This window comes from Burkholderia sp. AU33423 (genome assembly GCF_002223135.1).
GTDB classification, from domain to species: domain Bacteria; phylum Pseudomonadota; class Gammaproteobacteria; order Burkholderiales; family Burkholderiaceae; genus Burkholderia; species Burkholderia lata_D.
This window is the reverse complement of sequence record NZ_NKFH01000004.1, coordinates 1948226-1968675: the sequence shown is the minus strand read 5'-3', so window position 1 is coordinate 1968675 and position 20450 is coordinate 1948226. Positions and strand designations below refer to the sequence as shown.

Below are 20450 nucleotides of genomic sequence, written 5' to 3'. Positions count from 1 at the left end.
TATTTCATATTGCGAGAAAAGATCTCACGATTCGAAAATTTTGTTGCGCAGGCCCGCGCACGCTCATTACAATCCGTCGGAGCTTGCCCGCAGCCGGTCGCGTCGCGTCGTCTGCACGAGAGCGATCCTCACATTCCAGGACCCAGGAGACGAGAATGTCCGCTGTACCGAACGAAGTGATGAAATATGTCGCCGCCGAACATGACGACGACCCGCAGGAAACCGTTGAATGGCTCGAGTCGCTCGACGGCGTGATCTCCTCCGTGGGCACTGGCCGCGCGCACTACCTGATCGAAAAGCAGATCGAATTCGCCCGCATGCACGGCGAACACCTGCCGTTTTCCGCGAATACCCCGTACATCAACACGATTCCGGTCGAAGCCCAGGCGAAGATTCCGGGTGACCAGGACCTCGAGCACCGCATCCGTTCGTACACGCGCTGGAACGCGCTGGCGATGGTGCTGCGCGCAGGCAAGGACACGAACGTCGGCGGCCACATCGCGTCGTTCGCGTCGGCCGCAACGCTCTATGACGTCGGCTACAACCACTTCTGGCACGCAGCGTCCGACCAGCATGGCGGCGATCTCGTGTTCGTGCAGGGCCACTCGTCGCCGGGCGTCTACTCGCGCGCGTTCCTGCTCGGCCGCCTGAAGGAAGAGCAGCTCGACAACTTCCGCCAGGAAGTCGACGGCAACGGCATTTCGTCGTACCCGCACCCGTGGCTGATGCCGGACTTCTGGCAGTTCCCGACCGTGTCGATGGGTCTCGGCCCGATCATGGCGATCTACCAGGCCCGCTTCATGAAGTACCTGGAAGCGCGCGGCATCACGAAGACCGAAGGCCGCAAGGTGTGGGCATTCCTCGGCGACGGCGAGACGGACGAGCCGGAATCGCTCGGCGCGATCGGGATGGCGAGCCGCGAGAAGCTCGACAACCTCGTGTTCGTGATCAACTGCAACCTGCAGCGTCTCGACGGCCCGGTGCGCGGTAACGGCAAGATCATCCAGGAACTCGAATCGGAGTTCCGCGGTGCCGGCTGGAACGTGATCAAGGTCATCTGGGGCAGCCGCTGGGATGCGCTGTTCGCGCGCGACAAGTCGGGCGCGCTGATGCGCCGCATGATGGAAGTCGTCGACGGCGAGTACCAGACGTACAAGTCGGAATCCGGCGCGTTCGTGCGCGAGCACTTCTTCAACACGCCTGAGCTGAAGGCGCTCGTCGCCGACTGGTCGGACGACGACATCTGGGCGCTGAACCGCGGCGGCCACGATCCGCACAAGATCTACGCGGCATTCCACGAAGCCACGAACACGAAGGGCGCGCCGACCGTCATCCTCGCGAAGACCATCAAGGGCTACGGGATGGGCGAGTCGGGCCAGGCGATGAACATCACGCACCAGCAGAAGAAGCTGCCGGTCGAGCAACTGAAGAAGTTCCGTGACCAGTTCCGCCTGCCGATCACCGACGAGCAGATCGCCGACGTGCCGTACCTGAAGTTCGAGGAAGGCTCGAAGGAACTCGAATACATGCGCAAGCAGCGCATGGACCTCGGCGGCTACCTGCCGCACCGCCGCGAGAAGGCGACGTCGCTGCCGGTGCCGGCGCTCGACGCGTTCGAGCCGCTGCTGAAGGGCACGGGCGAAGGCCGCGAGATCTCGACGACGATGGCGTTCGTGCGGATCCTGAACATCCTGCTGAAGGACAAGGCGCTCGGCAAGCGCGTCGTGCCGATCGTCCCGGACGAATCGCGTACGTTCGGCATGGAAGGCCTGTTCCGCCAGATCGGTATCTGGAACCAGGAAGGCCAGAAGTACGTGCCGGAAGATTCCGACCAGCTGATGTTCTACAAGGAATCGCAGACCGGCCAGATCCTGCAGGAAGGCATCAATGAAGCGGGCGGCATGTGCGACTGGATCGCTGCGGCGACGTCGTATTCGACGCACGGCGAGATCATGGTGCCGTTCTACATCTTCTACTCGATGTTCGGCTTCCAGCGGATCGGCGACCTGGCATGGGCCGCGGGCGACATGCGTTCGCGCGGCTTCCTGCTCGGCGGTACCGCGGGCCGCACGACGCTGAACGGCGAAGGCCTGCAGCACGAAGACGGTCACTCGCTCCTGTGGGCGGCATCGGTGCCGAACTGCGTGAGCTACGACCCGACCTTCGGCTACGAACTCGCCGTGATCGTCCAGGACGGCCTGCGCCGGATGGTGGCGGACCAGGAAGACGTGTATTACTACATCACGGTGATGAACGAGAACTACGAGCACCCGGCGATTCCGCAGGGCGAGCACGTGGCGGCCGACATCATCAAGGGCATGTACGCGTTCAAGAAGGCCGACGCCGACAAGAATGCGCCGCGCGTCCAGCTGCTCGGCGCGGGCACGATCTTCAACGAAGTGATCGCCGCCGCCGACCTGCTGAAGAACGACTGGGGCGTCGCCGCCGACCTGTGGAGCGTGCCGAGCTTCACCGAGCTGGCGCGTGAAGGCCACCAGGTCGAACGCTGGAACCTGCTCCATCCGACCGAAGAGCGTCGCCTGTCGCACGTGCAGAAGTGCCTGAAGGACACGCAGGGCCCGGTTATCGCCTCGACCGACTACGTCCGCGCGCTGGTCGACCAGATCCGCGGCCAGATCGATCGCCGCTTCGTCGTGCTGGGCACGGACGGCTTCGGCCGCTCGGATACCCGCGAGAAGCTGCGTCACTTCTTCGAAGTCGACCGTCACTGGGTCACCGTCGCCGCGCTCAACGCGCTGGCCGACGAGGGCACGATCGAGCGCAAGGTGGTCGCGGAAGCGATCGCCAAGTACAACCTCGATCCGTCGAAGCCCAACCCGATGACCGTTTAACGCACACGCCGTGTGATGCCGCGCGCCGCCTCCGCGAGGGGCGCGCGCGGCCATGGAGACAGAAACAGATGAGTCAAGCGATCGAAGTGAAGGTGCCGGATATCGGCGATTACAAGGACGTGCCGGTGATCGAGATCGGCGTGAAGGTCGGCGATACCGTCGAACCGGAGCAGTCGCTCGTCACGCTCGAATCGGACAAGGCAACGATGGACGTGCCGAGCCCGGTCGGCGGCGTCGTGAAGGAAATCAAGGTCAAGGTGGGTGATTCCGTGTCGGAAGGCTCGCTGATCATCCTGCTCGAAGGCGGCGCCGCGGCGCAGGCGAACGGCGTGGCCGCGCCCGCTGCTGCTCCGGCTCCGGCGGCAGCGCCGGCTGCTGCAGCACCGGCGGCCGCCCCGGCAGCAGCCGGCGGTACGCTCGAAGTGAAGGTCCCCGACATCGGCGACTACAAGGATGTGCCGGTGATCGAGATCGGCGTGAAGGTCGGCGACACGGTTGAGAAGGAGCAGTCGCTCGTCACGCTCGAGTCGGACAAGGCGACGATGGACGTGCCGAGCCCGGCCGCCGGCGTCGTGAAGGACATCAAGGTCAAGGTGGGCGATTCGGTGTCGGAAGGCTCGCTGATCGTGCTGCTCGAAGCCGCGGGCGCAGCGGCTGCCGCACCGCAGGCGAGCGCACCGGCTCCGGCCGCTGCTGCCGCTCCGGCGCCGGCACCTGCCGCCGCACCGGCGAAGGCTGCCCCGGCACCGGCTGCTGCTGCACCGGCTCCGGCCGCCGCGTCGGGCGAATACCGCGCCAGCCACGCATCGCCGTCGGTGCGCAAGTTCGCACGTGAACTCGGCGTCGAAGTTGCACGCGTACAGGGTTCGGGTCCGAAGGGCCGTATTACGAAGGAAGACGTCACGGGCTTCGTGAAGGGCGTGATGACCGGCCAGCGCGCAGCACCGGGCGCGGCAGCCGCGCCGGCAGGCGGCGGCGAGCTGAACCTGCTGCCGTGGCCGAAGGTCGACTTCTCGAAGTTCGGCCCGTTCGAGGCGAAGCCGCTGTCGCGCATCAAGAAGATCTCGGGCGCGAACCTGCATCGCAACTGGGTGATGATCCCGCACGTCACGAACAACGACGAAGCGGACATCACCGAGCTCGAAGCACTGCGCGTGCAACTGAACAAGGAACACGAAAAGGCGGGCGTGAAGTTCACGATGCTCGCGTTCGTGATCAAGGCGGTCGTCGCCGCGCTGAAGAAATTCCCGACGTTCAACGCGAGCCTCGACGGCGACAACCTGGTGTTCAAGCAGTACTACCACATCGGTTTTGCCGCGGATACCCCGAACGGCCTCGTCGTGCCGGTGATCCGCGATGCGGACAAGAAGGGTCTCGTCGACATCGCGAAGGAAATGGCCGAGCTGTCGAAGGCCGCACGCGACGGCAAGCTGAAGCCGGACCAGATGCAGGGCGGCTGCTTCTCGATCTCGTCGCTCGGCGGGATCGGCGGCACGAACTTCACGCCGATCATCAACGCGCCGGAAGTGGCGATCCTCGGGTTGTCGCGCGGCCAGATGAAGCCGGTGTGGGACGGCAAGCAATTCGTGCCGCGTCTCACGCTGCCGCTGTCGCTGTCGTATGACCATCGCGTGATCGATGGCGCGGAAGCCGCGCGGTTCAATGCGTATCTCGGCGCGTTGCTTGCCGATTTCCGTCGCATCATTCTTTGATGAGCGTGGGAGTGGCTCGCTGGGGCGTGGGTTGTTTGTCGGTCATCCGCGTCCTGTCGTTGAACCTGTTTCGCTAACGGTCTATTAGCGTCGCCCCTGCGCGGGGCGGCGGTCACTTTTCTTTGTCTTCCAAAGAAAAGTAACCAAAAGAAAGGCGCGTCCTTGGGCGGACGGCAAAGGTGGTTCTGCCCAGGTTCGCGTTCTTTGACCAGGCCGTAGTCACGGGTTCTCTCTGCGGGTTTCTCCCCCTCTGTCTGCAGCTAATCAAGAAGGGGACAGTAATGAGTCTCATCGAAGTCAAGGTTCCGGATATCGGCGATTTCAGCGGCGTCGATGTCATCGAAGTCAACGTCAAACCCGGCGACGTGATCGAAAAAGAGCAGACGCTCATCACGCTCGAATCGGACAAAGCCTCCATGGAAGTGCCCAGCGACGTCGCCGGCACGGTCAAGGAAGTCAAGGTCAAGGCCGGCGAGAAAGTCTCGCAAGGCACCGTCATCGCCATCGTCGAAGCATCGGCTGGCGCTGCCGCACCCGCAAAAGCACCCGAAGCGGCCAAGCCCGCAGCAGCAGCGCCGGCACCGGCCGCCGCCGCTCCGGCACCTGCGCCGCAGGCCGGCAGCTACGCAGGTGGCGCCGACATCGAGTGCGACATGCTCGTGCTCGGTGCCGGCCCCGGCGGCTACTCGGCCGCGTTCCGCGCAGCCGACCTCGGCATGAAGACGGTGCTCGTCGAACGCTACTCGACGCTCGGCGGCGTGTGCCTGAACGTCGGCTGCATCCCGTCGAAAGCGCTGCTGCACACGGCGCTCGTGATCGACGAAGCCGCGGCGCTCGCGTCGCACGGCATCACGTTCGGCAAGCCGGAAGTCGATCTCGACAAGCTGCGCGACTTCAAGGGCGGCGTCGTCAAGAAGCTGACGACGGGCCTCGCCGGCATGGCGAAGGCGCGCAAGGTCGAAGTGGTCACGGGCGTCGGCGCATTCGTCGATCCGTATCACATGGAAGTGCAGGGCGAAAACGGCAAGAAGGTCGTCAAGTTCAAGCAGGCGATCATCGCTGCGGGCTCGCAGGCCGTGAAGCTGCCGTTCATGCCGGAAGACCCGCGCGTCGTCGATTCGACGGGCGCACTCGAACTGCGTCAGCTGCCGAAGCGCATGCTCGTGATCGGCGGCGGCATCATCGGCCTCGAAATGGCCACGGTGTACGCGACGCTCGGCGCCGAGATCGACGTCGTCGAAATGATGGACGGCCTGATGATGGGCGCGGACCGCGATCTCGTGAAGGTCTGGGAAAAGTACAACGCGAAGCGCTTCGGCAACGTGATGCTGAAGACCAAGACGGTCGGCGCGGAAGCGAAGGAAGACGGCATCTACGTGAAGTTCGAGGGCGAGAAGGCGCCGGCGGAAGCGCAGCGCTACGACCTCGTGCTCGTCGCGGTGGGCCGCAGCCCGAACGGCAAGAAGATCGGCGCCGACAAGGCGGGTGTCGCGGTCACGGATCGCGGCTTCATCGACGTCGACAAGCAGATGCGCACGAACGTCCCGCACATCTTCGCGATCGGCGATATCGTCGGCCAGCCGATGCTCGCGCACAAGGCCGTGCATGAAGGCCACGTCGCAGCGGAAGCCGCGCACGGCGAGAAGGCGTACTTCGATGCACTGCAGATCCCGTCGGTGGCGTACACCGATCCGGAAGTGGCGTGGGCCGGCAAGACGGAAGACCAGTGCAAGGCCGAAGGCATCAAGTACGGCAAGGCTGTGTTCCCGTGGGCCGCATCGGGCCGCGCGATCGCGAACGGCCGTGACGAAGGTTTCACGAAGCTGATCTTCGACGAGGAAACCCATCGCGTGATCGGCGGCGGTATCGTCGGCCTGAACGCGGGCGACCTGATCAGCGAAGTGTGCCTCGCCGTTGAAATGGGCGCGGACGCGGAAGACATCGGCAAGACGATCCATCCGCACCCGACGCTCGGCGAATCGATTGGCATGGCCGCCGAACTGTACGAAGGCGTCTGTACCGACCTGCCGCCGCAACGCAAGAAGTAACGCGGCCGGCACGGCCGGCAATCCGCCGGCCACGAAAAAACGCCGCCTCCCGGGCCATCCGGGCGGCGGCGTTTTCTTTTATGTGCGGCCGATACTCAAACGACCGTTCGAGAACGGCCGGCGACTTGCCGGTTCCAGCATGTTCCGGCACCAGAAATGAAAAAGCCGCGCTGGGCGCGGCTTTTTCAGGAGCAGGGGGCGCTTACGCGGCCGGCTTGCTCGTACGACGTGCAGCAGCGGCGGTAGCAGCCTTCGTGGCGACGGCAGCAGCAGCGTTGAAGTTCGTTTCAGCGATTTCGACGGCTTGCTTCGTTGCCTTCTGAACCGTTTCGTACGTGGTGTTCGCAGCGTTCAGTGCCGACTTCAGTGCTGCGACAGCCGTTTCCGAACCAGCCGGGGCGTTCTTCGCGACGTTGTCGACGAGTGCCTGGACCTTCTTGTTCTGCTCTTCGAATTGCGCTTCAGCAACCTTCGCGAACTCGGCTTGCGTCGACGATGCGATTTCATACAGGTGACGGCCGTACGACAGCACCTTTTCCGCGACCGGCTGCGACAGGCTGGCTTGCAGCGCGATCAGTTCCTGCGCGTCCTTCACCGACAGCAGGCGCTGTGCGTTTTCCTGGCCTTCGGCCAGCGTCGACTTCACGACCTGCAGATTGAGTTCGATCAGCTTTTCGACGCCTTCGAACGCCTTGGTCGTCAGACCGAACAGGCTTTCGAGGTTGGCTTTCTGGGCGGCGGCGATTTGCTCGGGGGTCAGCAAGGACATGTCAAGCTCCTGAAAAGCGATCGCGTCGATCGCAGGGTAAAGGGCACTACGCTGGGGAACCTCGGATGCGCGTGCTTTGTGCAACGCAGCAATGAGGCTTATTTTAGGGCAGAGAAAACCAATGTCAAGTATTTTTTGTGCGTTGCACAATCGCGACAAATTATCGATAAAACAATGAGTTATCGTGCCCGTTCGGAATCGGTTTCATGCGCGATCCCATATGGTGCGCACAGCGGCGGGGCAGGCGCACCGCACCATGACCATGCACAGGTAAACCTGACAGGCATGTGGAACGTTATCCTTCTGTTCCTGTCGAAAAACGCGCCGTTTCGATGCGCGTCCCGTGGCGACGTGCCGCCGCCACGGCCGAGACCGGCGCCCCTGGCACCCCGAGCGCCGGATACGTAGTTTCCCCGCTTTAAATCGCCTCCGAAGTGACGTTATCTCAATTAACCGTGTGTAATCGGGAGACGGGTACTGTCGGGCAGCGCGTCCCATGGATTTTTTCGATGGGATCGGGAGGGTTCATTGGTCAGAGGTTGGCCGACCCTTACATTCCGGTTTAACGACGATCGGTAAGTGCCTAATATTGCTCTTTTTTTCAGCTTTAACTACACTTGCGGAAACCTCCCGCCCGCTTTGTCCAGACCCCAATGAAAGCCGAATCGTTTTCACCGCGCAGATTGTTGCAGAGCATGACGCTCGGCACGGCTGTGTCGGTCGCAGTCGCCTTGCTGGCGACCACCGCGTCCGTCGCGCCTGCTGACGCCTTTGCCGCCACTGCGAAGACCCAACAATCCGCCAAGAAAAAGGCTGTCGCTCCTGCTTCGTCCGCGAAGAAGAAGTCGGCCAAGGCCAGCTCCGACAAATCCGCGAAGGTCGCGGCCGACGACGCGCCGCGCGCGAAGGCGTCGCGCAAGCGCGTGACGCTCGCGTCGAACGTGCATGGCGGCCATCACGGCGCAGTCCGCAAGGTCGCGTTCCAGCCGCGCCGGCCGACCGTCGGCCAGGCGTTCGGCCTGCACGACACACCGGACGCGCTCGCGCTGCGTTCGAGCGTCGCGTACGTCGTCGACCAGAACTCGGGTGAGCCGCTGTTCGACAAGAATTCGCACGCCGTCGTGCCGATCGCGTCGATCTCGAAGCTGATGACGGCGATGGTCGTGCTCGACTCGAAGACGCCGATGACCGACCAGCTCGAAGTCACGGACGAAGACCGCGATTACGAGAAGGGCACGGGCTCGCGCCTGTCGGTCGGTTCGGTGCTGTCGCGTGAAGACATGCTGCACATCGCGCTGATGGCGTCGGAAAACCGCGCGGCCGCCGCGCTGTCGCGTTACTACCCGGGCGGCCGTCCTGCGTTCATCGCCGCGATGAACGCGAAGGCGAAGGCACTCGGCATGACCGACACGCACTTCGAGAATTCGACGGGGCTGTCGAGCTCGAACGTGTCGAGCGCACGCGATCTCGTGAAGATGGTCAATGCGGCGTACCAGTACCCGATGATTCGTCAGTTCTCGACCGATCGCACCTACGAGGTGTACACGGGCAAGCGCAACCTGGTCTACAACAGCACGAACGCGCTGATCCGCGGCAATGGCTCGTGGGATATCGGTCTGCAGAAGACGGGTTTCATCAACGAGGCGGGCGAGTGCCTCGTGATGCAGGCGACGATCCACGGCAAGCCGATGGTGATGGTGCTGCTCGATTCGTTCGGCAAGTATTCGCGCTTCGCCGATGCGGCGCGCCTGCGCAACTGGCTCGATGCCGGCGGCGGCGAGCGCCTGACGGCAGCCAACACGCCGAGCGGCGGGACCTGATCGCACGGTGGCGTGGCGGTGCGCCGCCGCGCCGATGACTGAAAAAAAGCCCCGCAATCGCGGGGCTTTTTCATTGGGCGCGCGGGAGCGGCTTACGCCTGCCGCTGCAGCCCGTCCGCATCCTTCGCGGGCGCCGGCCGGTAGCCGAGCGATTCCGAAATGGTGAGGGCGGTGCGGCTCAACTGGCCGAGCCACGCATCCTGGAGACGATCGGCCGGCGCCGACAGCGACAGGCCCGCGACGAGCTTGCCCGAATCGTCGTAGATGCCGGCCGCGATGCAGCGCACGCCGAGCTCCAGCTCCTCGTTGTCGCGCGCGCACGATTGCTGGCGGACGATCGTCAGCTCGCGCTCGAGCTTCGCGATGTCGGTGATGCTGTTCTGCGTATGGCCGGACAGCCCCGTACGTGTCGCATAGGCGCGCACGCGTGACGTTTCGTCGGCCGCGAGGAACAGCTTGCCGACCGACGTGAGGTGCAGCGGCGCACGGCCACCGATCGCGCGGACGACCTGCATCCCCGAGCGCTCCGAATACGCACGCTCGATGTAGACGATCTCGTCGCCCTGGCGCACCGACAGGTTCACGGTTTGCCCGGTGAGGCGGTGCAGCTCGCGCATCGGCATCAGCGCCGCGTCGCGCACCGACAGGCGTGCCTTCACGAGGTTGCCGAGCTCCAGCAGCCGCATGCCGAGGCGATACGTGCCGGGATCGGAGCGGTCGACGAGACGGCAGGTCACCATGTCGTTGAGAATGCGGTGCGCGGTCGACGGGTGCAGCTCCGTCCGCTGCGCAAGCTCCTTCAGGCTGACAGGGTCACTGTGCGCGGCGAGCGCGTCCAGCAACCGCATCATGCGTTCGATCACCTGGATCGACGTTTTGGAATCCGGGGTGGGTTGGCTCATGTCGGGGGAGAAATCGGTTGACGCGTCAAGCGGTGTTGGAACGATTGTATCTCGTATTGTGAAAAAAGCGAACGCCGTTCGAGGAAATCCTCGTTTCGCGCAGTGCGGGCTTGCATGAGCGCCGGCGTTGGTCTTGCCGGCCAAACGGCGGATAATGAGAGCCGTTTTCTCGAAGGAGCACGTATGCGAGTCGGTTTGTTCGTGACCTGCCTGGTCGATCTGATGCGCCCCGAAATCGGTTTTTCGGCGCTCAAGCTGATTCGCGACGCCGGCTACGAGGTGATCGTGCCGCCCGCGCAGACTTGCTGCGGCCAGCCGGCCTACAACTCGGGCGACCGCGCGCTCGCGCGTGATCTCGCGGAAAAGACGCTGCGCGAGTTCGAGCAGTTCGATTACGTCGTCGCGCCGTCGGGTTCCTGCGGCGGGATGATCCGCGCGCACTACGGCGACCTGTTCCGCGACGACCCCGAACTGATGGGGCGCTACACGCGGTTCCAGCAGAAAGTGTACGAACTGACCGATTTCCTGGCGAACGTCGCGAAGGTGTCGCTCGCGCCGGGCGAATTCACGGGGCCCGTCACCTATCACGATTCGTGCTCGGGCCTGCGCGAGCTCGGCGTGAAGGCGCAGCCGCGCGCGCTGCTCGCGCAGCGCGGCATCGCGGTCACCGAAATGAAGGACTGCGAGCACTGCTGCGGCTTTGGCGGTACGTTCGCGGTCAAGTACGGCGATATTTCGGCAGCCATCGCGGACGAGAAGTGCGCGAACGTGCGCGCGTCCGGTACGGGCGCCGTCGTGCTCGGCGATCTCGGCTGCATGCTGAACATCGAAGGGCGGTTGCGCCGCACCGGCGACCGCGACACGCGCGTGCTGCACGTTGCGCAGGTGCTGGCGGGCGACGTCTGACGCCCGGTTCCGCTCACTTTTCCCCGATACCGCGATGCAAGTCCAATCGATGCATTTCAAGGCGCGCGCCGGCCAGAAGCTGGCCGACCAGCGCCTGCAGCAGAACCTGAAGAAGCTGTCGACGAAATTCGTGTCCGCGCGCGCCGACGCGATGACCGCGATCGACTTCCCGGCCACACGCGCCGCGCTGAAGGATCGCCGCAACCGCGCGCTGGAGAACCTCGACGTGTGGCTCGAGGCGTTCGAGCGCGAGGCGACGCGGCGCGGCACGACGGTGCTGTTCGCCGAAACGACCGACGATGCCGCGCGGCTCGTGGCCGACATCGCGCGCCGTCACGACGTGAAGAAGGTCATCAAGACCAAGTCGATGGTGTCGGAGGAAATGCGCCTGAACGCGGTGCTCGCGGAAATGGGCGTGCAGTCGATCGAGACGGATCTGGGTGAGTACATCCTGCAGATCAACGACAACGAGCCGCCGAGCCACATCATTGCGCCCGTCGTGCACAAGGACAAGGACGAGATCGCCGACCTGTTCGCGCGCACGCACCATCGCGAGCGGCTCACCGAGATTCCGGACATGACGCGCGAGGCGCGCGAGGTGCTGCGCCCGCATTTCATGTCGGCCGACATGGGCGTGACGGGCGGCAACTTCGTGATCGCCGAGACCGGTTCGGTGGCGATCGTGACGAACGAAGGGAACGAGGGCATGTGCACGGTGATGCCGCGCGTGCATGTGGCGGTGACGGGCATCGAGAAGGTGCTGCCGACACTCGAGGATCTCGCGACCGCGATGCGCCTGCTGCCGCGCTCGGCGACCGGGCAGAAGACGTCGAACTATTTCTCGCTGCTGACCGGGCCGCGCGGGCCCGGCGACGAGGATGGCCCCGAGCACAACTATGTCGTGCTCGTCGACGGCGGCCGCACCGGGCTGATCGGCGGCGAATTCCAGGAGATGCTGCGCTGCATCCGTTGCGGCGCATGCATGAACCATTGTCCGGTGTACCAGAAGGTCGGCGGCCACGCATACGGCTGGGTCTACCCGGGGCCGATGGGGTCCGTGCTGACGCCGAGCTACGTCGGGCTCGACCGCTCACTCGACCTGCCGCAGGCCGCCACGCTTTGCGGAGAATGCGACAGCGTGTGCCCGGCCGGGATTCCGCTGTCGCACCTGTTGCGCACACTGCGCGAGAAGCAGGTCGAGCGGCATCTGCGACCGTGGCGCGAGCGCGCGGCGCTCGCCGCATGGGGTTTCTTCGCGCGCCGGCCGATGCTGTATGCGCTGACGACCAAGCTCGCGGTGCGCATCCTCGAGCGGCTGGGCGGCAACAGGGGCACGCTCCGGCGCCTGCCGATGATGGGCGGCTGGATGGATACGCGCGACATGCCGACGCCGACCGGGCGCACGTTCCGCGAGCTGTACGCGGCGTCGCAAAGCCACCTCGGCTGACGACTGTTCATCCGGCGACAACAGTGCGTTCGCTATTTGTATATTTATCTCGATAGATGCGGTCTATAGAATCCTGTCTGTAGTCCCCGGAATTGGGTTTCGGGGTACGAGGTCAAGGAGGTCCGCATCATGAAAAAGACAATATCGATGTACTGGCCGCTGGCAATCGTCGTTCCGCTGGCCGCGGCTGCCTATCTGCATGCGATGGACGAGGCGCCGTCGCGCGGCCCGCTTGCCGTTCACCAGGCATCCGCCGAGCTGGCGCGTGCGGTGTCGTTCGGGTTGGTCGGCGATGCGGCGACGCCGCTGCCGGCAGCGTCCGGCGACGTCGTGCTCGCCGCGCCGAAGGCGCTGTAAGGCATGGCCCCGTCGTTTTGTGCGGCGGCGCGATTTCGGTCGCCTTTGTATAATGGCGCGTTCTTCTCCCGCGCGGCTCGCCGCGGCTTTCCGATAGTGCGATGACCCGCGTTTCGATCTGTTTCGTCTGTCTCGGCAACATCTGCCGTTCGCCCACCGCGGAAGGCGTGATGCGTCACCAGGTCGGCGCGGCCGCGCTGGCGGACCGGATCTCGATCGATTCGGCCGGCACCGGTGACTGGCATGTCGGCGAGCCGCCGGATTCGCGTGCGCAGGCTGCCGCGCTTGGCCGCGGCTACGACCTGTCGGCGCTGCGCGCACGACAGGTGAGCGCGGCGGATTTCGAGCGCTTCGACCTGCTGCTCGCGATGGACGAGGCGAATCTCGCGGAGCTGCGCCGCCGCTGCCCGCCGCAGCATCGCGACAAGGTGCGCCTGCTAATGGACTTCGCGCCGGATTCGACGGAAACCGAAGTGGCCGACCCTTATTTCGGTGGTACACAGGGCTTCGAGCAGGTGCTCGATCAGGTCGAGCGCGCGTGCGCGGGCCTGCTGGAGACGCTCCGGGCCCGCACGGAGCGCTGATTGCGCGGTATTCAGCGATCTGCGAATACCCTTTCAAAGACATGGATACTTGACTAAAATCGTCAAATATTTATACTTGACCAAAATCGTCAAGATTGCAGTCCCCTAGACACCATGAGACTCACCACCAAAGGCCGTTTCGCCGTCACGGCGATGATTGACTTGGCACTGCGCCAGGAGCAGGGCCCGGTGACGCTTGCAGGCATCAGCCAGCGCCAGCGGATTTCGCTCTCGTATCTCGAACAGCTGTTCGGCAAGCTGCGCAGGCATGAAATCGTCGAATCCGTGCGCGGCCCGGGCGGCGGCTACAACCTCGCGCGTCGCGCGCAGGACGTCACCGTTGCCGACATCATCATCGCGGTCGATGAACCGCTCGACGCCACGCAGTGCGGCGGCAAAGGCACGTGCGACGGCTCGAAGCAGCCCGACGGCCATTGCATGACGCACGAGCTGTGGTCGACGCTGAACCAGAAGATGGTCGAATACCTCGATTCGGTGTCGCTGCAGGATCTCGTCGATCAGCAGCGCGCTCGCGAGGGCGCACCCGCGGTGCTGCGCGACCGGCGCACGCCGGAGCCCGTTGCGGCGCCGGCCGAGCCGGTTCGCACGATGCCGCTCGGCCCCAATTCGGTGTTCAACATCGCGAGTTCGTGAGCGCGAAGGCGCCGCCATACCCCATAACGCACATAGTCCCTGCACAGAATTCCCGGAGCGACAGATGACCCAAGACACTCTCCACCTGCCCATCTACATGGATTACAGCGCGACGACGCCGGTCGACCCGCGCGTGGTCGACAAGATGGTGCCGTACCTGCGCGAGCAGTTCGGCAACCCGGCGTCGCGCAGCCACGCGTATGGCTGGGACGCGGAGCGGGCGGTCGAGGAAGCGCGTGAGAACGTGGCCGCGCTCGTGAACGCGGATCCGCGCGAGATCATCTGGACGTCCGGCGCAACGGAGTCGGACAACCTCGCGATCAAGGGTGCCGCGAACTTCTACAAGGGCAAGGGCAAGCACATCATCACGGTGAAGACGGAGCACAAGGCCGTGCTCGACACCTGCCGCGAGCTCGAGCGCGACGGTTTCGAAGTCACCTATCTCGACGTGAAGGATGACGGCCTGATCGACCTCGACGCGTTCAAGGCCGCACTGCGCCCGGACACGATCCTCGTGTCGGTGATGCACGTGAACAACGAGATCGGCGTGATCCAGGACATCGAGACGATCGGTGAGATCTGCCGCGAGAAGGGCATCGTGTTCCACGTCGACGCTGCACAGTCGACCGGCAAGGTCGAGATCGACCTCGCGAAGCTGAAGGTCGACCTGATGTCGTTCTCGGCGCACAAGACCTACGGCCCGAAGGGCATCGGCGCGCTGTACGTGCGCCGCAAGCCGCGTGTGCGCATCGAAGCGCAGATGCACGGTGGCGGCCACGAGCGCGGCATGCGTTCGGGCACGCTGGCGACGCACCAGATCGTCGGCATGGGCGAAGCGTTCCGCATCGCACGTGAAGAAATGGCGACGGAAAACGAGCGCGTCCGCATGCTGCGCGACAAGCTGCTGCGCGGCCTGTCGCAAATCGAGGAAACGTACGTGAACGGCGACATGGAGCGCCGTGTCCCGCACAACCTCAACATCAGTTTCAACTTCGTCGAAGGCGAGTCGCTGATCATGGCGATCAAGGACGTCGCGGTGTCGTCGGGCTCCGCATGCACGTCGGCGTCGCTGGAGCCGTCGTACGTGCTGCGTGCGCTCGGCCGCAACGACGAGCTGGCACACAGCTCGATCCGCTTCACGGTCGGCCGCTTCACGACGGAGCAGGAAGTCGACTTCGTGATCAACCTGCTGAACAGCAAGATCGCGAAGCTGCGCGAACTCTCGCCGCTCTGGGAAATGCACCAGGAAGGCATCGATCTGTCGACGATCGAATGGGCCGCACACTGAGCGCCGGATTGAACATACCCGCGGGCGGATTCGCGCACGCAGACGTAACGAGTCAAGGAGTCTGAGTCATGTCTTACAGCAACAAGGTTCTGGATCACTACGAAAACCCGCGCAACGTCGGTTCGTTCGCGAAGGACGACGACACGGTCGGCACGGGCATGGTCGGCGCGCCGGCCTGCGGCGACGTGATGAAGCTGCAGATCCGCGTCGGCGCGGACGGCGTGATCGAAGACGCGAAGTTCAAGACCTACGGTTGCGGTTCGGCGATCGCATCGAGCTCGCTCGTCACCGAATGGGTGAAGGGCAAGACGCTCGACGAAGCACTGTCGATCAAGAACACGCAGATCGCGGAAGAACTCGCGCTGCCGCCGGTGAAAATTCACTGCTCGATCCTCGCGGAAGACGCGATCAAGGCAGCCGTGGCCGACTACAAGAAGCGTCACGACACCACGGAAGGCGATCAGGCAGCAGCCTGAGCGGCATCGAGCGGCTTCAGAAGGAACGCGGCGGGCCCCGGTGGCGCGCCGCGGCAAGGACATCATGGCAATTACACTGACCGAAAAAGCAGCACAGCACGTCCAGAAATACCTCGTCCGTCGCGGCAAGGGTATGGGCCTGCGGCTCGGCGTTCGCACGACCGGGTGCTCGGGGCTCGCGTACAAGCTCGAGTATGTCGACGAGCTGGCTCCCGAGGATCAGGTGTTCGAGAGTCATGGCGTGAAGGTGATCGTCGATCCGAAGAGCCTGGCCTACATCGACGGCACCGAGCTCGACTTCGCACGTGAAGGCCTGAACGAAGGGTTCAAGTTCAACAACCCGAACGTGAAGGACGAGTGCGGCTGCGGCGAATCGTTCCGCGTGTGACCACGCGGATCTCCGCGCGATGCGGGCAAGAGGCGGCACGGGCCGCCTTTTTAATGTGCGGCGTTTGCCGCGCGACGAACCGGAATTGAACGCGACGATGGTCTCGCTGAAAGACAGCCACTTCGACCTGTTTCACCTGCCGGCGCAATTCGCGCTCGACGAGGCGGCGCTCGACGCCGCGTATCGGACGGTGCAGACGCAAGTGCATCCGGACCGCTTCGCGGCGGCCGGCGACGCGCAGAAGCGTATCGCGATGCAATGGGCCACCCGCGCGAACGAGGCATATCGCACGCTGCGCGATCCGCTGAAGCGCGCGTCGTATCTGTTGTCGCTGCGCGGTGTCGACATCGGCGCGGAAAACAACACCGCGATGGAGCCCGCGTTCCTGATGCAGCAGATGGAGTGGCGCGAGGGCATCGAGGATGCCGCGGCCGCCCGCAACGTCGACGCGCTCGACGCGCTGCTCGCCGAGTTGCGCGAAGAGCGGCGCGTGCGTGTGGAGCGCCTCGGCACGTTGCTCGACAGCGGCGCCGATCAGGCGGCCGCCGAGGCCGTGCGCCAACTGATGTTCATCGAACGGGTCGCGTCGGAAGTGGGCGCGCAGATCGAGCGCCTCGAAACTTAACCGCGTGCCTTGCGGCACGCGCAGCAAACGGGCCGAGCGCCCGAACGAACCAAGATGGCTTTACTGCAAATTTCCGAACCGGGCATGGCGCCGGCGCCGCATCAGCGGCGACTCGCCGTCGGGATCGATCTCGGCACGACGAATTCGCTCGTCGCGGCCGTGCGCAACAGCGTGCCTGAAGTCCTGCCCGACGAAGCGGGTCGCGTGCTGCTGCCGTCGGTGGTCCGCTATCTCGAGAAGGGCGGCCGACGCATCGGCCACGACGCGAAAGAGCAGGCCGCAACCGATCCGCGCAACACGATCGTGTCGGTCAAGCGCTTCATGGGCCGCGGCAAGGCCGAGGTCGAAGGCGCGGCGAACGCACCGTACGAATTCGTCGATGCGCCGGGCATGGTGCAGATCCGCACGATCGACGGCGTGAAGAGCCCGGTCGAAGTGTCGGCCGAGATTCTCGCGACGCTGCGTTATCGCGCGGAAGATTCGCTTGGCGACGACCTGGTAGGCGCGGTGATCACGGTGCCCGCGTATTTCGACGAAGCGCAACGCCAGGCGACCAAGGATGCCGCACGCCTCGCGGGCCTCAACGTATTGCGCCTGCTGAACGAACCGACCGCCGCGGCGATCGCCTACGGTCTCGACAACGGGGCCGAAGGCCTCTACGCGGTGTATGACCTCGGCGGCGGCACGTTCGACCTGTCGATCCTGAAGCTGACGAAGGGCGTGTTCGAAGTGCTGGCCGCGGGCGGCGATTCCGCGCTCGGCGGCGACGATTTCGACCATACGCTGTTCGATCACGTGCTCGCGCAGGCCGGCATCGATGCGAAGACGCTCGCGCCCGAGGACGTGCGCCTGCTGCTCGACCGTGTGCGCGTGCTGAAGGAAGCGCTGTCGTCCGCACCGGAGGCGTCACTCGACGTCACGCTGTCGGGTGGCGCGCACCTCGTGCAGACCCTCTCGCACGACACGTTCGCGTCGCTCGTCGAGCCGCTCGTGCAGCGCACGCTCACGCCGACTCGCAAGGCGCTGCGCGATGCGCAGGTCACGCCGGCCGACATCAAGGGTGTCGTGCTCGTCGGCGGCGCGACGCGCATGCCGGTGATCCGCGATGCGGTCGCGAAGTATTTCGGCCAGCCGCCGCTCGTGAACCTCGATCCGGACCAGGTCGTCGCGCTCGGCGCGGCGATCCAGGCCGACCTGCTCGCAGGCAATCGCGGCACCGGCGACGACTGGCTGCTGCTCGACGTGATTCCGCTGTCGCTCGGTGTCGAGACGATGGGTGGCCTCGTCGAGAAGATCATTCCGCGCAACTCGACGATTCCGATCGCGCGCGCGCAGGAATTCACGACCTTCAAGGACGGCCAGACCGCGATGGCGATCCACGTCGTGCAGGGCGAGCGCGAGCTCGTCGCCGACTGCCGGTCGCTCGCGCGCTTCGAGCTGCGCGGCATTCCGCCGATGACGGCCGGCGCCGCGCGCATTCGCGTGACTTACCAGGTGGACGCGGACGGCCTGCTGTCGGTGTTCGCCCGCGAGCAACTGTCGGGCGTCGAGGCGTCGGTCGTCGTGAAGCCGTCGTACGGTCTTGCCGACGACGACATCGCGAAGATGCTCGAGGACAGCTTCAAGACCGCCGAAATCGACATGCGCGCCCGCGCGCTGCGCGAAGCGCAGGTCGAGGCCGAGCGGATGCTCGAGGCGACGCAGGCCGCGCTGGCGGCCGACGGCGAACTGCTCGACGCGGACGAGCGCGCGCAAGTCGACACGCTCGCCGCGGCGCTGCGTGCGGTGGCGCAAGGCGACGATACGAACGCGATCGAAACGGCGACCAAGGCGCTGGCCGACGGCACCGACGAATTCGCGGCGCGCCGGATGGACAAGAGCATCAAGCGCGCGCTGTCGGGCCGCCGGCTCGACGAGATCTGAACTCACGAACTGCGCATCGGCCGGCAACGGCCCGCGCGATAATGAACCGTGCGGCGCCTGGCGCCGCACCCTGACTGACGGAACGGACATGCCTCAACTGGTGGTGCTGCCTCACGTCGAACTGTGCCCGGACGGCGCAGTGATCGACGCGACGCCCGGCAAGAGTATCTGCGACAACCTGCTCGAACACGGGATCGAGATCGAGCATGCATGCGAGAAGTCGTGCGCGTGCACGACGTGCCACGTGGTGATCCGCGAAGGCTTCAACGATCTGACGCCGTCCGAGGAGGACGAGGACGATCTGCTGGACAAGGCGTGGGGCCTCGAGCCGACGTCGCGCCTGTCGTGCCAGGCGATCGTGAAGGAAGATTCGGACCTGGTGGTCGAGATTCCGAAGTACTCGATCAACCACGCGAAGGAAAATCACTGACAGGAACCGGAGGCAGGCGATGAAATGGACCGATTCGCGTGAAATAGCCATTGCGCTGGCGGACAAGCACCCGGACATCGACCCGCAGCGGATCAACTTCGTCGACCTGCGCCAGTGGGTGCTGGAGCTCGACGGCTTCAACGACGATCCGACGCACTCCGGCGAGAAGATCCTCGAAGCGATTCAGGCCCACTGGATCGACGAATCGGACTTCGACGACGAGGACTGAACCTGGCAGGCGCCCCAACGGCGCAGATGGCCGGCAATGGAAAACGGCTCGTGAGCAATCGCTCACGAGCCGTTTTCGTTTTCAGGACGCTTGCCCGCGCGCGTGACGCGGGCAGGGGCGTCACGCGATCACGCGCCGACCAGCGTGCCGTTCTGGATCCGCACGCGCTGGCCCTGGCCGAACGGCGGCGGGTTGTGGTACGTGAACGTGCGCGTCGCGCCGCTTTCCATCTGCACTTGCACCTGGTAGTCGGTTTCCGCGCGCACCTGCTTCTCGACCTGGTTGCCGGCGAGACCGCCGCCCAGTGCGCCGATGATCGTCATCGCCGTGCGGCCGTTGCCGTTGCCGAACTGGTTGCCGAGCAAGCCGCCGGCCGCTGCGCCACCCACGGCGCCGATCCCCGAGCTCTGGCCCGGCGTGCGCGTCTGCGTGATCGCGACGACCGTACCGCAGCTCTGGCAGTACGTCTGCGCAGGCGCCGACGGCTGCTGCGCGTATTGCGGCGGCTGCGGGGCGGTCGTGTGACGGCGATGCGGTGCGGCCGGACGCGGCGCGGGCTTCGGCTCGGCCTGCGCGACGGCGGCGGCCTTCTGCTGTGCGGCGGCCTGTTCGGCCGCCTGCTGCCGGGCCTGCGCGGCCAGCGCGGCGCTGGCGGCAGCTGCCGTATCGACCGCCGGCTGCGACGCGATCAGCGCGGCCTGGGTCTGGCCGTTCTGTTCGTTGCTGCTGGTGGCTTTCGGGAAGACGCCCGTGATCGCTGCCGTCGCCGCGAGGCTGGCGACGATGACGGCGCCGGCCGCGGTGGCGATCAGCGGGTGGAGGCGTTGCTTTTGCGGCGTGGTCTGATTCTGGTTGTCCATTTTGTTCTCCAATGTCGATCCGGATCGGCGCTTTGCGCCGGAGCAGGATCCCACGCTCGGGAGCGAGCAGACTCGGCGTTCCGGCGCCTCGTTCTGGTCCCGTGGTCATGCGTGGTGACGCAACAGGAGTGTCGTCCACGGCCCAGCGGCGCGCCGTATCAAGGTGTAACGAATTGCAGC

The 20450-nt window shown here is 65.1% G+C and carries 19 protein-coding genes; 16 read left to right on the top strand and 3 right to left on the bottom strand.

Going from position 1 to position 20450, the window contains the following annotated elements; all coding sequences use genetic code 11:
* Positions 1 to 155 precede the first annotated feature (155 nt).
* The 3 genes from aceE (at position 156) to lpdA (ending at position 6612) form a co-directional block, all read left to right on the top strand.
* Positions 156 to 2852, top strand: a complete 2697-nt coding sequence (gene aceE / locus CFB50_RS11880) for a pyruvate dehydrogenase (acetyl-transferring), homodimeric type (protein WP_089445948.1) — start codon at positions 156 to 158, stop codon at positions 2850 to 2852.
* Between the two features lie 68 nt (positions 2853 to 2920).
* A complete protein-coding gene (gene aceF, locus CFB50_RS11875) occupies positions 2921 to 4564 on the top strand; it encodes a dihydrolipoyllysine-residue acetyltransferase (RefSeq protein WP_089445947.1) in 1644 nt (547 codons plus the stop codon).
* Between the two features lie 281 nt (positions 4565 to 4845).
* Positions 4846 to 6612 carry a dihydrolipoyl dehydrogenase gene (gene lpdA / locus CFB50_RS11870; protein WP_089445946.1) on the top strand — a complete coding sequence of 589 codons (1767 nt, stop codon included), beginning with the start codon at positions 4846 to 4848 and terminating at the stop codon, positions 6610 to 6612.
* A 202-nt stretch (positions 6613 to 6814) separates the two neighbouring features.
* Here lpdA and CFB50_RS11865 read toward each other — a convergent pair whose 3' ends face one another.
* On the bottom strand, positions 6815 to 7381 hold the full coding sequence (locus tag CFB50_RS11865; RefSeq protein ID WP_039364780.1) for a phasin family protein: 567 nt from the start codon (positions 7379 to 7381) through the stop codon (positions 6815 to 6817).
* Positions 7382 to 8034: 653 nt separating this feature from the next.
* Here CFB50_RS11865 and pbpG point away from each other — a divergent pair.
* Positions 8035 to 9201 (top strand): D-alanyl-D-alanine endopeptidase, encoded by a 1167-nt coding sequence (pbpG, locus tag CFB50_RS11860; protein ID WP_089445945.1) that lies wholly within the window; start codon positions 8035 to 8037, stop codon positions 9199 to 9201.
* A 92-nt stretch (positions 9202 to 9293) separates the two neighbouring features.
* On the opposite strand, the gene CFB50_RS11855 is transcribed toward pbpG, so the two are convergent.
* Positions 9294 to 10103 (bottom strand): IclR family transcriptional regulator, encoded by an 810-nt coding sequence (locus tag CFB50_RS11855; protein WP_034183553.1) that lies wholly within the window; start codon positions 10101 to 10103, stop codon positions 9294 to 9296.
* A 183-nt stretch (positions 10104 to 10286) separates the two neighbouring features.
* On the opposite strand from CFB50_RS11855, the gene CFB50_RS11850 reads away from it, so the two are divergent.
* From CFB50_RS11850 to iscX, 12 genes are all read left to right on the top strand, one after another.
* Positions 10287 to 11009 (top strand): (Fe-S)-binding protein, encoded by a 723-nt coding sequence (locus CFB50_RS11850; RefSeq protein ID WP_069248359.1) that lies wholly within the window; start codon positions 10287 to 10289, stop codon positions 11007 to 11009.
* Between the two features lie 34 nt (positions 11010 to 11043).
* Entirely contained in the window at positions 11044 to 12456 is a 1413-nt protein-coding gene (locus CFB50_RS11845; RefSeq protein WP_089445944.1) for a lactate utilization protein B, read from the top strand.
* Between the two features lie 129 nt (positions 12457 to 12585).
* Positions 12586 to 12813, top strand: coding sequence for a hypothetical protein (locus CFB50_RS11840; protein ID WP_089445943.1), 228 nt, complete (start codon positions 12586 to 12588; stop codon positions 12811 to 12813).
* 101 nt (positions 12814 to 12914) lie between these two features.
* A complete protein-coding gene (locus CFB50_RS11835) occupies positions 12915 to 13397 on the top strand; it encodes a low molecular weight protein-tyrosine-phosphatase (protein ID WP_089445942.1) in 483 nt (160 codons plus the stop codon).
* Positions 13398 to 13511: 114 nt separating this feature from the next.
* A complete protein-coding gene (gene iscR, locus CFB50_RS11830) occupies positions 13512 to 14051 on the top strand; it encodes a Fe-S cluster assembly transcriptional regulator IscR (protein ID WP_009691731.1) in 540 nt (179 codons plus the stop codon).
* 64 nt (positions 14052 to 14115) lie between these two features.
* Positions 14116 to 15339, top strand: a complete 1224-nt coding sequence (locus CFB50_RS11825) for an IscS subfamily cysteine desulfurase (protein WP_089445941.1) — start codon at positions 14116 to 14118, stop codon at positions 15337 to 15339.
* A 68-nt stretch (positions 15340 to 15407) separates the two neighbouring features.
* Positions 15408 to 15815: a Fe-S cluster assembly scaffold IscU gene (gene iscU, locus CFB50_RS11820; RefSeq protein ID WP_011352562.1), complete on the top strand. Its 408-nt coding sequence runs from the start codon at positions 15408 to 15410 to the stop codon at positions 15813 to 15815.
* Positions 15816 to 15879: 64 nt separating this feature from the next.
* Positions 15880 to 16203, top strand: coding sequence for an iron-sulfur cluster assembly protein IscA (gene iscA / locus CFB50_RS11815; protein WP_012492710.1), 324 nt, complete (start codon positions 15880 to 15882; stop codon positions 16201 to 16203).
* 97 nt (positions 16204 to 16300) lie between these two features.
* Positions 16301 to 16828 (top strand): Fe-S protein assembly co-chaperone HscB, encoded by a 528-nt coding sequence (hscB, locus tag CFB50_RS11810; RefSeq protein ID WP_089445940.1) that lies wholly within the window; start codon positions 16301 to 16303, stop codon positions 16826 to 16828.
* Between the two features lie 54 nt (positions 16829 to 16882).
* A complete protein-coding gene (gene hscA / locus CFB50_RS11805) occupies positions 16883 to 18751 on the top strand; it encodes a Fe-S protein assembly chaperone HscA (protein WP_089445939.1) in 1869 nt (622 codons plus the stop codon).
* Positions 18752 to 18839: 88 nt separating this feature from the next.
* Positions 18840 to 19181 carry an ISC system 2Fe-2S type ferredoxin gene (fdx, locus tag CFB50_RS11800; protein WP_011352558.1) on the top strand — a complete coding sequence of 114 codons (342 nt, stop codon included), beginning with the start codon at positions 18840 to 18842 and terminating at the stop codon, positions 19179 to 19181.
* Between the two features lie 19 nt (positions 19182 to 19200).
* Positions 19201 to 19410, top strand: a complete 210-nt coding sequence (gene iscX, locus CFB50_RS11795; RefSeq protein ID WP_011352557.1) for a Fe-S cluster assembly protein IscX — start codon at positions 19201 to 19203, stop codon at positions 19408 to 19410.
* A gap of 128 nt (positions 19411 to 19538) precedes the next feature.
* Here iscX and CFB50_RS11790 read toward each other — a convergent pair whose 3' ends face one another.
* Positions 19539 to 20270 (bottom strand): glycine zipper 2TM domain-containing protein, encoded by a 732-nt coding sequence (locus CFB50_RS11790; RefSeq protein WP_089445938.1) that lies wholly within the window; start codon positions 20268 to 20270, stop codon positions 19539 to 19541.
* Between the last annotated feature and the right edge of the window lie 180 nt (positions 20271 to 20450).

Bases quoted from the DNA above. Each gene is read 5' to 3' on its own strand.
- hscB (WP_089445940.1), top strand. From the start codon at position 16,301: ATGGTCTCGCTGAAAGACAGCCACTTCGACCTGTTTCACCTGCCGGCG.
- CFB50_RS11825 (WP_089445941.1), top strand. From the start codon at position 14,116: ATGACCCAAGACACTCTCCACCTGCCCATCTACATGGATTACAGCGCG.
- lpdA (WP_089445946.1), top strand. From the start codon at position 4,846: ATGAGTCTCATCGAAGTCAAGGTTCCGGATATCGGCGATTTCAGCGGC.
- CFB50_RS11835 (WP_089445942.1), top strand. From the start codon at position 12,915: ATGACCCGCGTTTCGATCTGTTTCGTCTGTCTCGGCAACATCTGCCGT.
- iscX (WP_011352557.1), top strand. From the start codon at position 19,201: ATGAAATGGACCGATTCGCGTGAAATAGCCATTGCGCTGGCGGACAAG.
- aceE (WP_089445948.1), top strand. From the start codon at position 156: ATGTCCGCTGTACCGAACGAAGTGATGAAATATGTCGCCGCCGAACAT.
- CFB50_RS11865 (WP_039364780.1), bottom strand. From the start codon at position 7,381: ATGTCCTTGCTGACCCCCGAGCAAATCGCCGCCGCCCAGAAAGCCAAC.
- pbpG (WP_089445945.1), top strand. From the start codon at position 8,035: ATGAAAGCCGAATCGTTTTCACCGCGCAGATTGTTGCAGAGCATGACG.
- CFB50_RS11840 (WP_089445943.1), top strand. From the start codon at position 12,586: ATGAAAAAGACAATATCGATGTACTGGCCGCTGGCAATCGTCGTTCCG.
- aceF (WP_089445947.1), top strand. From the start codon at position 2,921: ATGAGTCAAGCGATCGAAGTGAAGGTGCCGGATATCGGCGATTACAAG.
- hscA (WP_089445939.1), top strand. From the start codon at position 16,883: ATGGCTTTACTGCAAATTTCCGAACCGGGCATGGCGCCGGCGCCGCAT.
- fdx (WP_011352558.1), top strand. From the start codon at position 18,840: ATGCCTCAACTGGTGGTGCTGCCTCACGTCGAACTGTGCCCGGACGGC.
- CFB50_RS11855 (WP_034183553.1), bottom strand. From the start codon at position 10,103: ATGAGCCAACCCACCCCGGATTCCAAAACGTCGATCCAGGTGATCGAA.
- iscA (WP_012492710.1), top strand. From the start codon at position 15,880: ATGGCAATTACACTGACCGAAAAAGCAGCACAGCACGTCCAGAAATAC.
- CFB50_RS11790 (WP_089445938.1), bottom strand. From the start codon at position 20,270: ATGGACAACCAGAATCAGACCACGCCGCAAAAGCAACGCCTCCACCCG.
- iscR (WP_009691731.1), top strand. From the start codon at position 13,512: ATGAGACTCACCACCAAAGGCCGTTTCGCCGTCACGGCGATGATTGAC.
- iscU (WP_011352562.1), top strand. From the start codon at position 15,408: ATGTCTTACAGCAACAAGGTTCTGGATCACTACGAAAACCCGCGCAAC.
- CFB50_RS11850 (WP_069248359.1), top strand. From the start codon at position 10,287: ATGCGAGTCGGTTTGTTCGTGACCTGCCTGGTCGATCTGATGCGCCCC.
- CFB50_RS11845 (WP_089445944.1), top strand. From the start codon at position 11,044: ATGCAAGTCCAATCGATGCATTTCAAGGCGCGCGCCGGCCAGAAGCTG.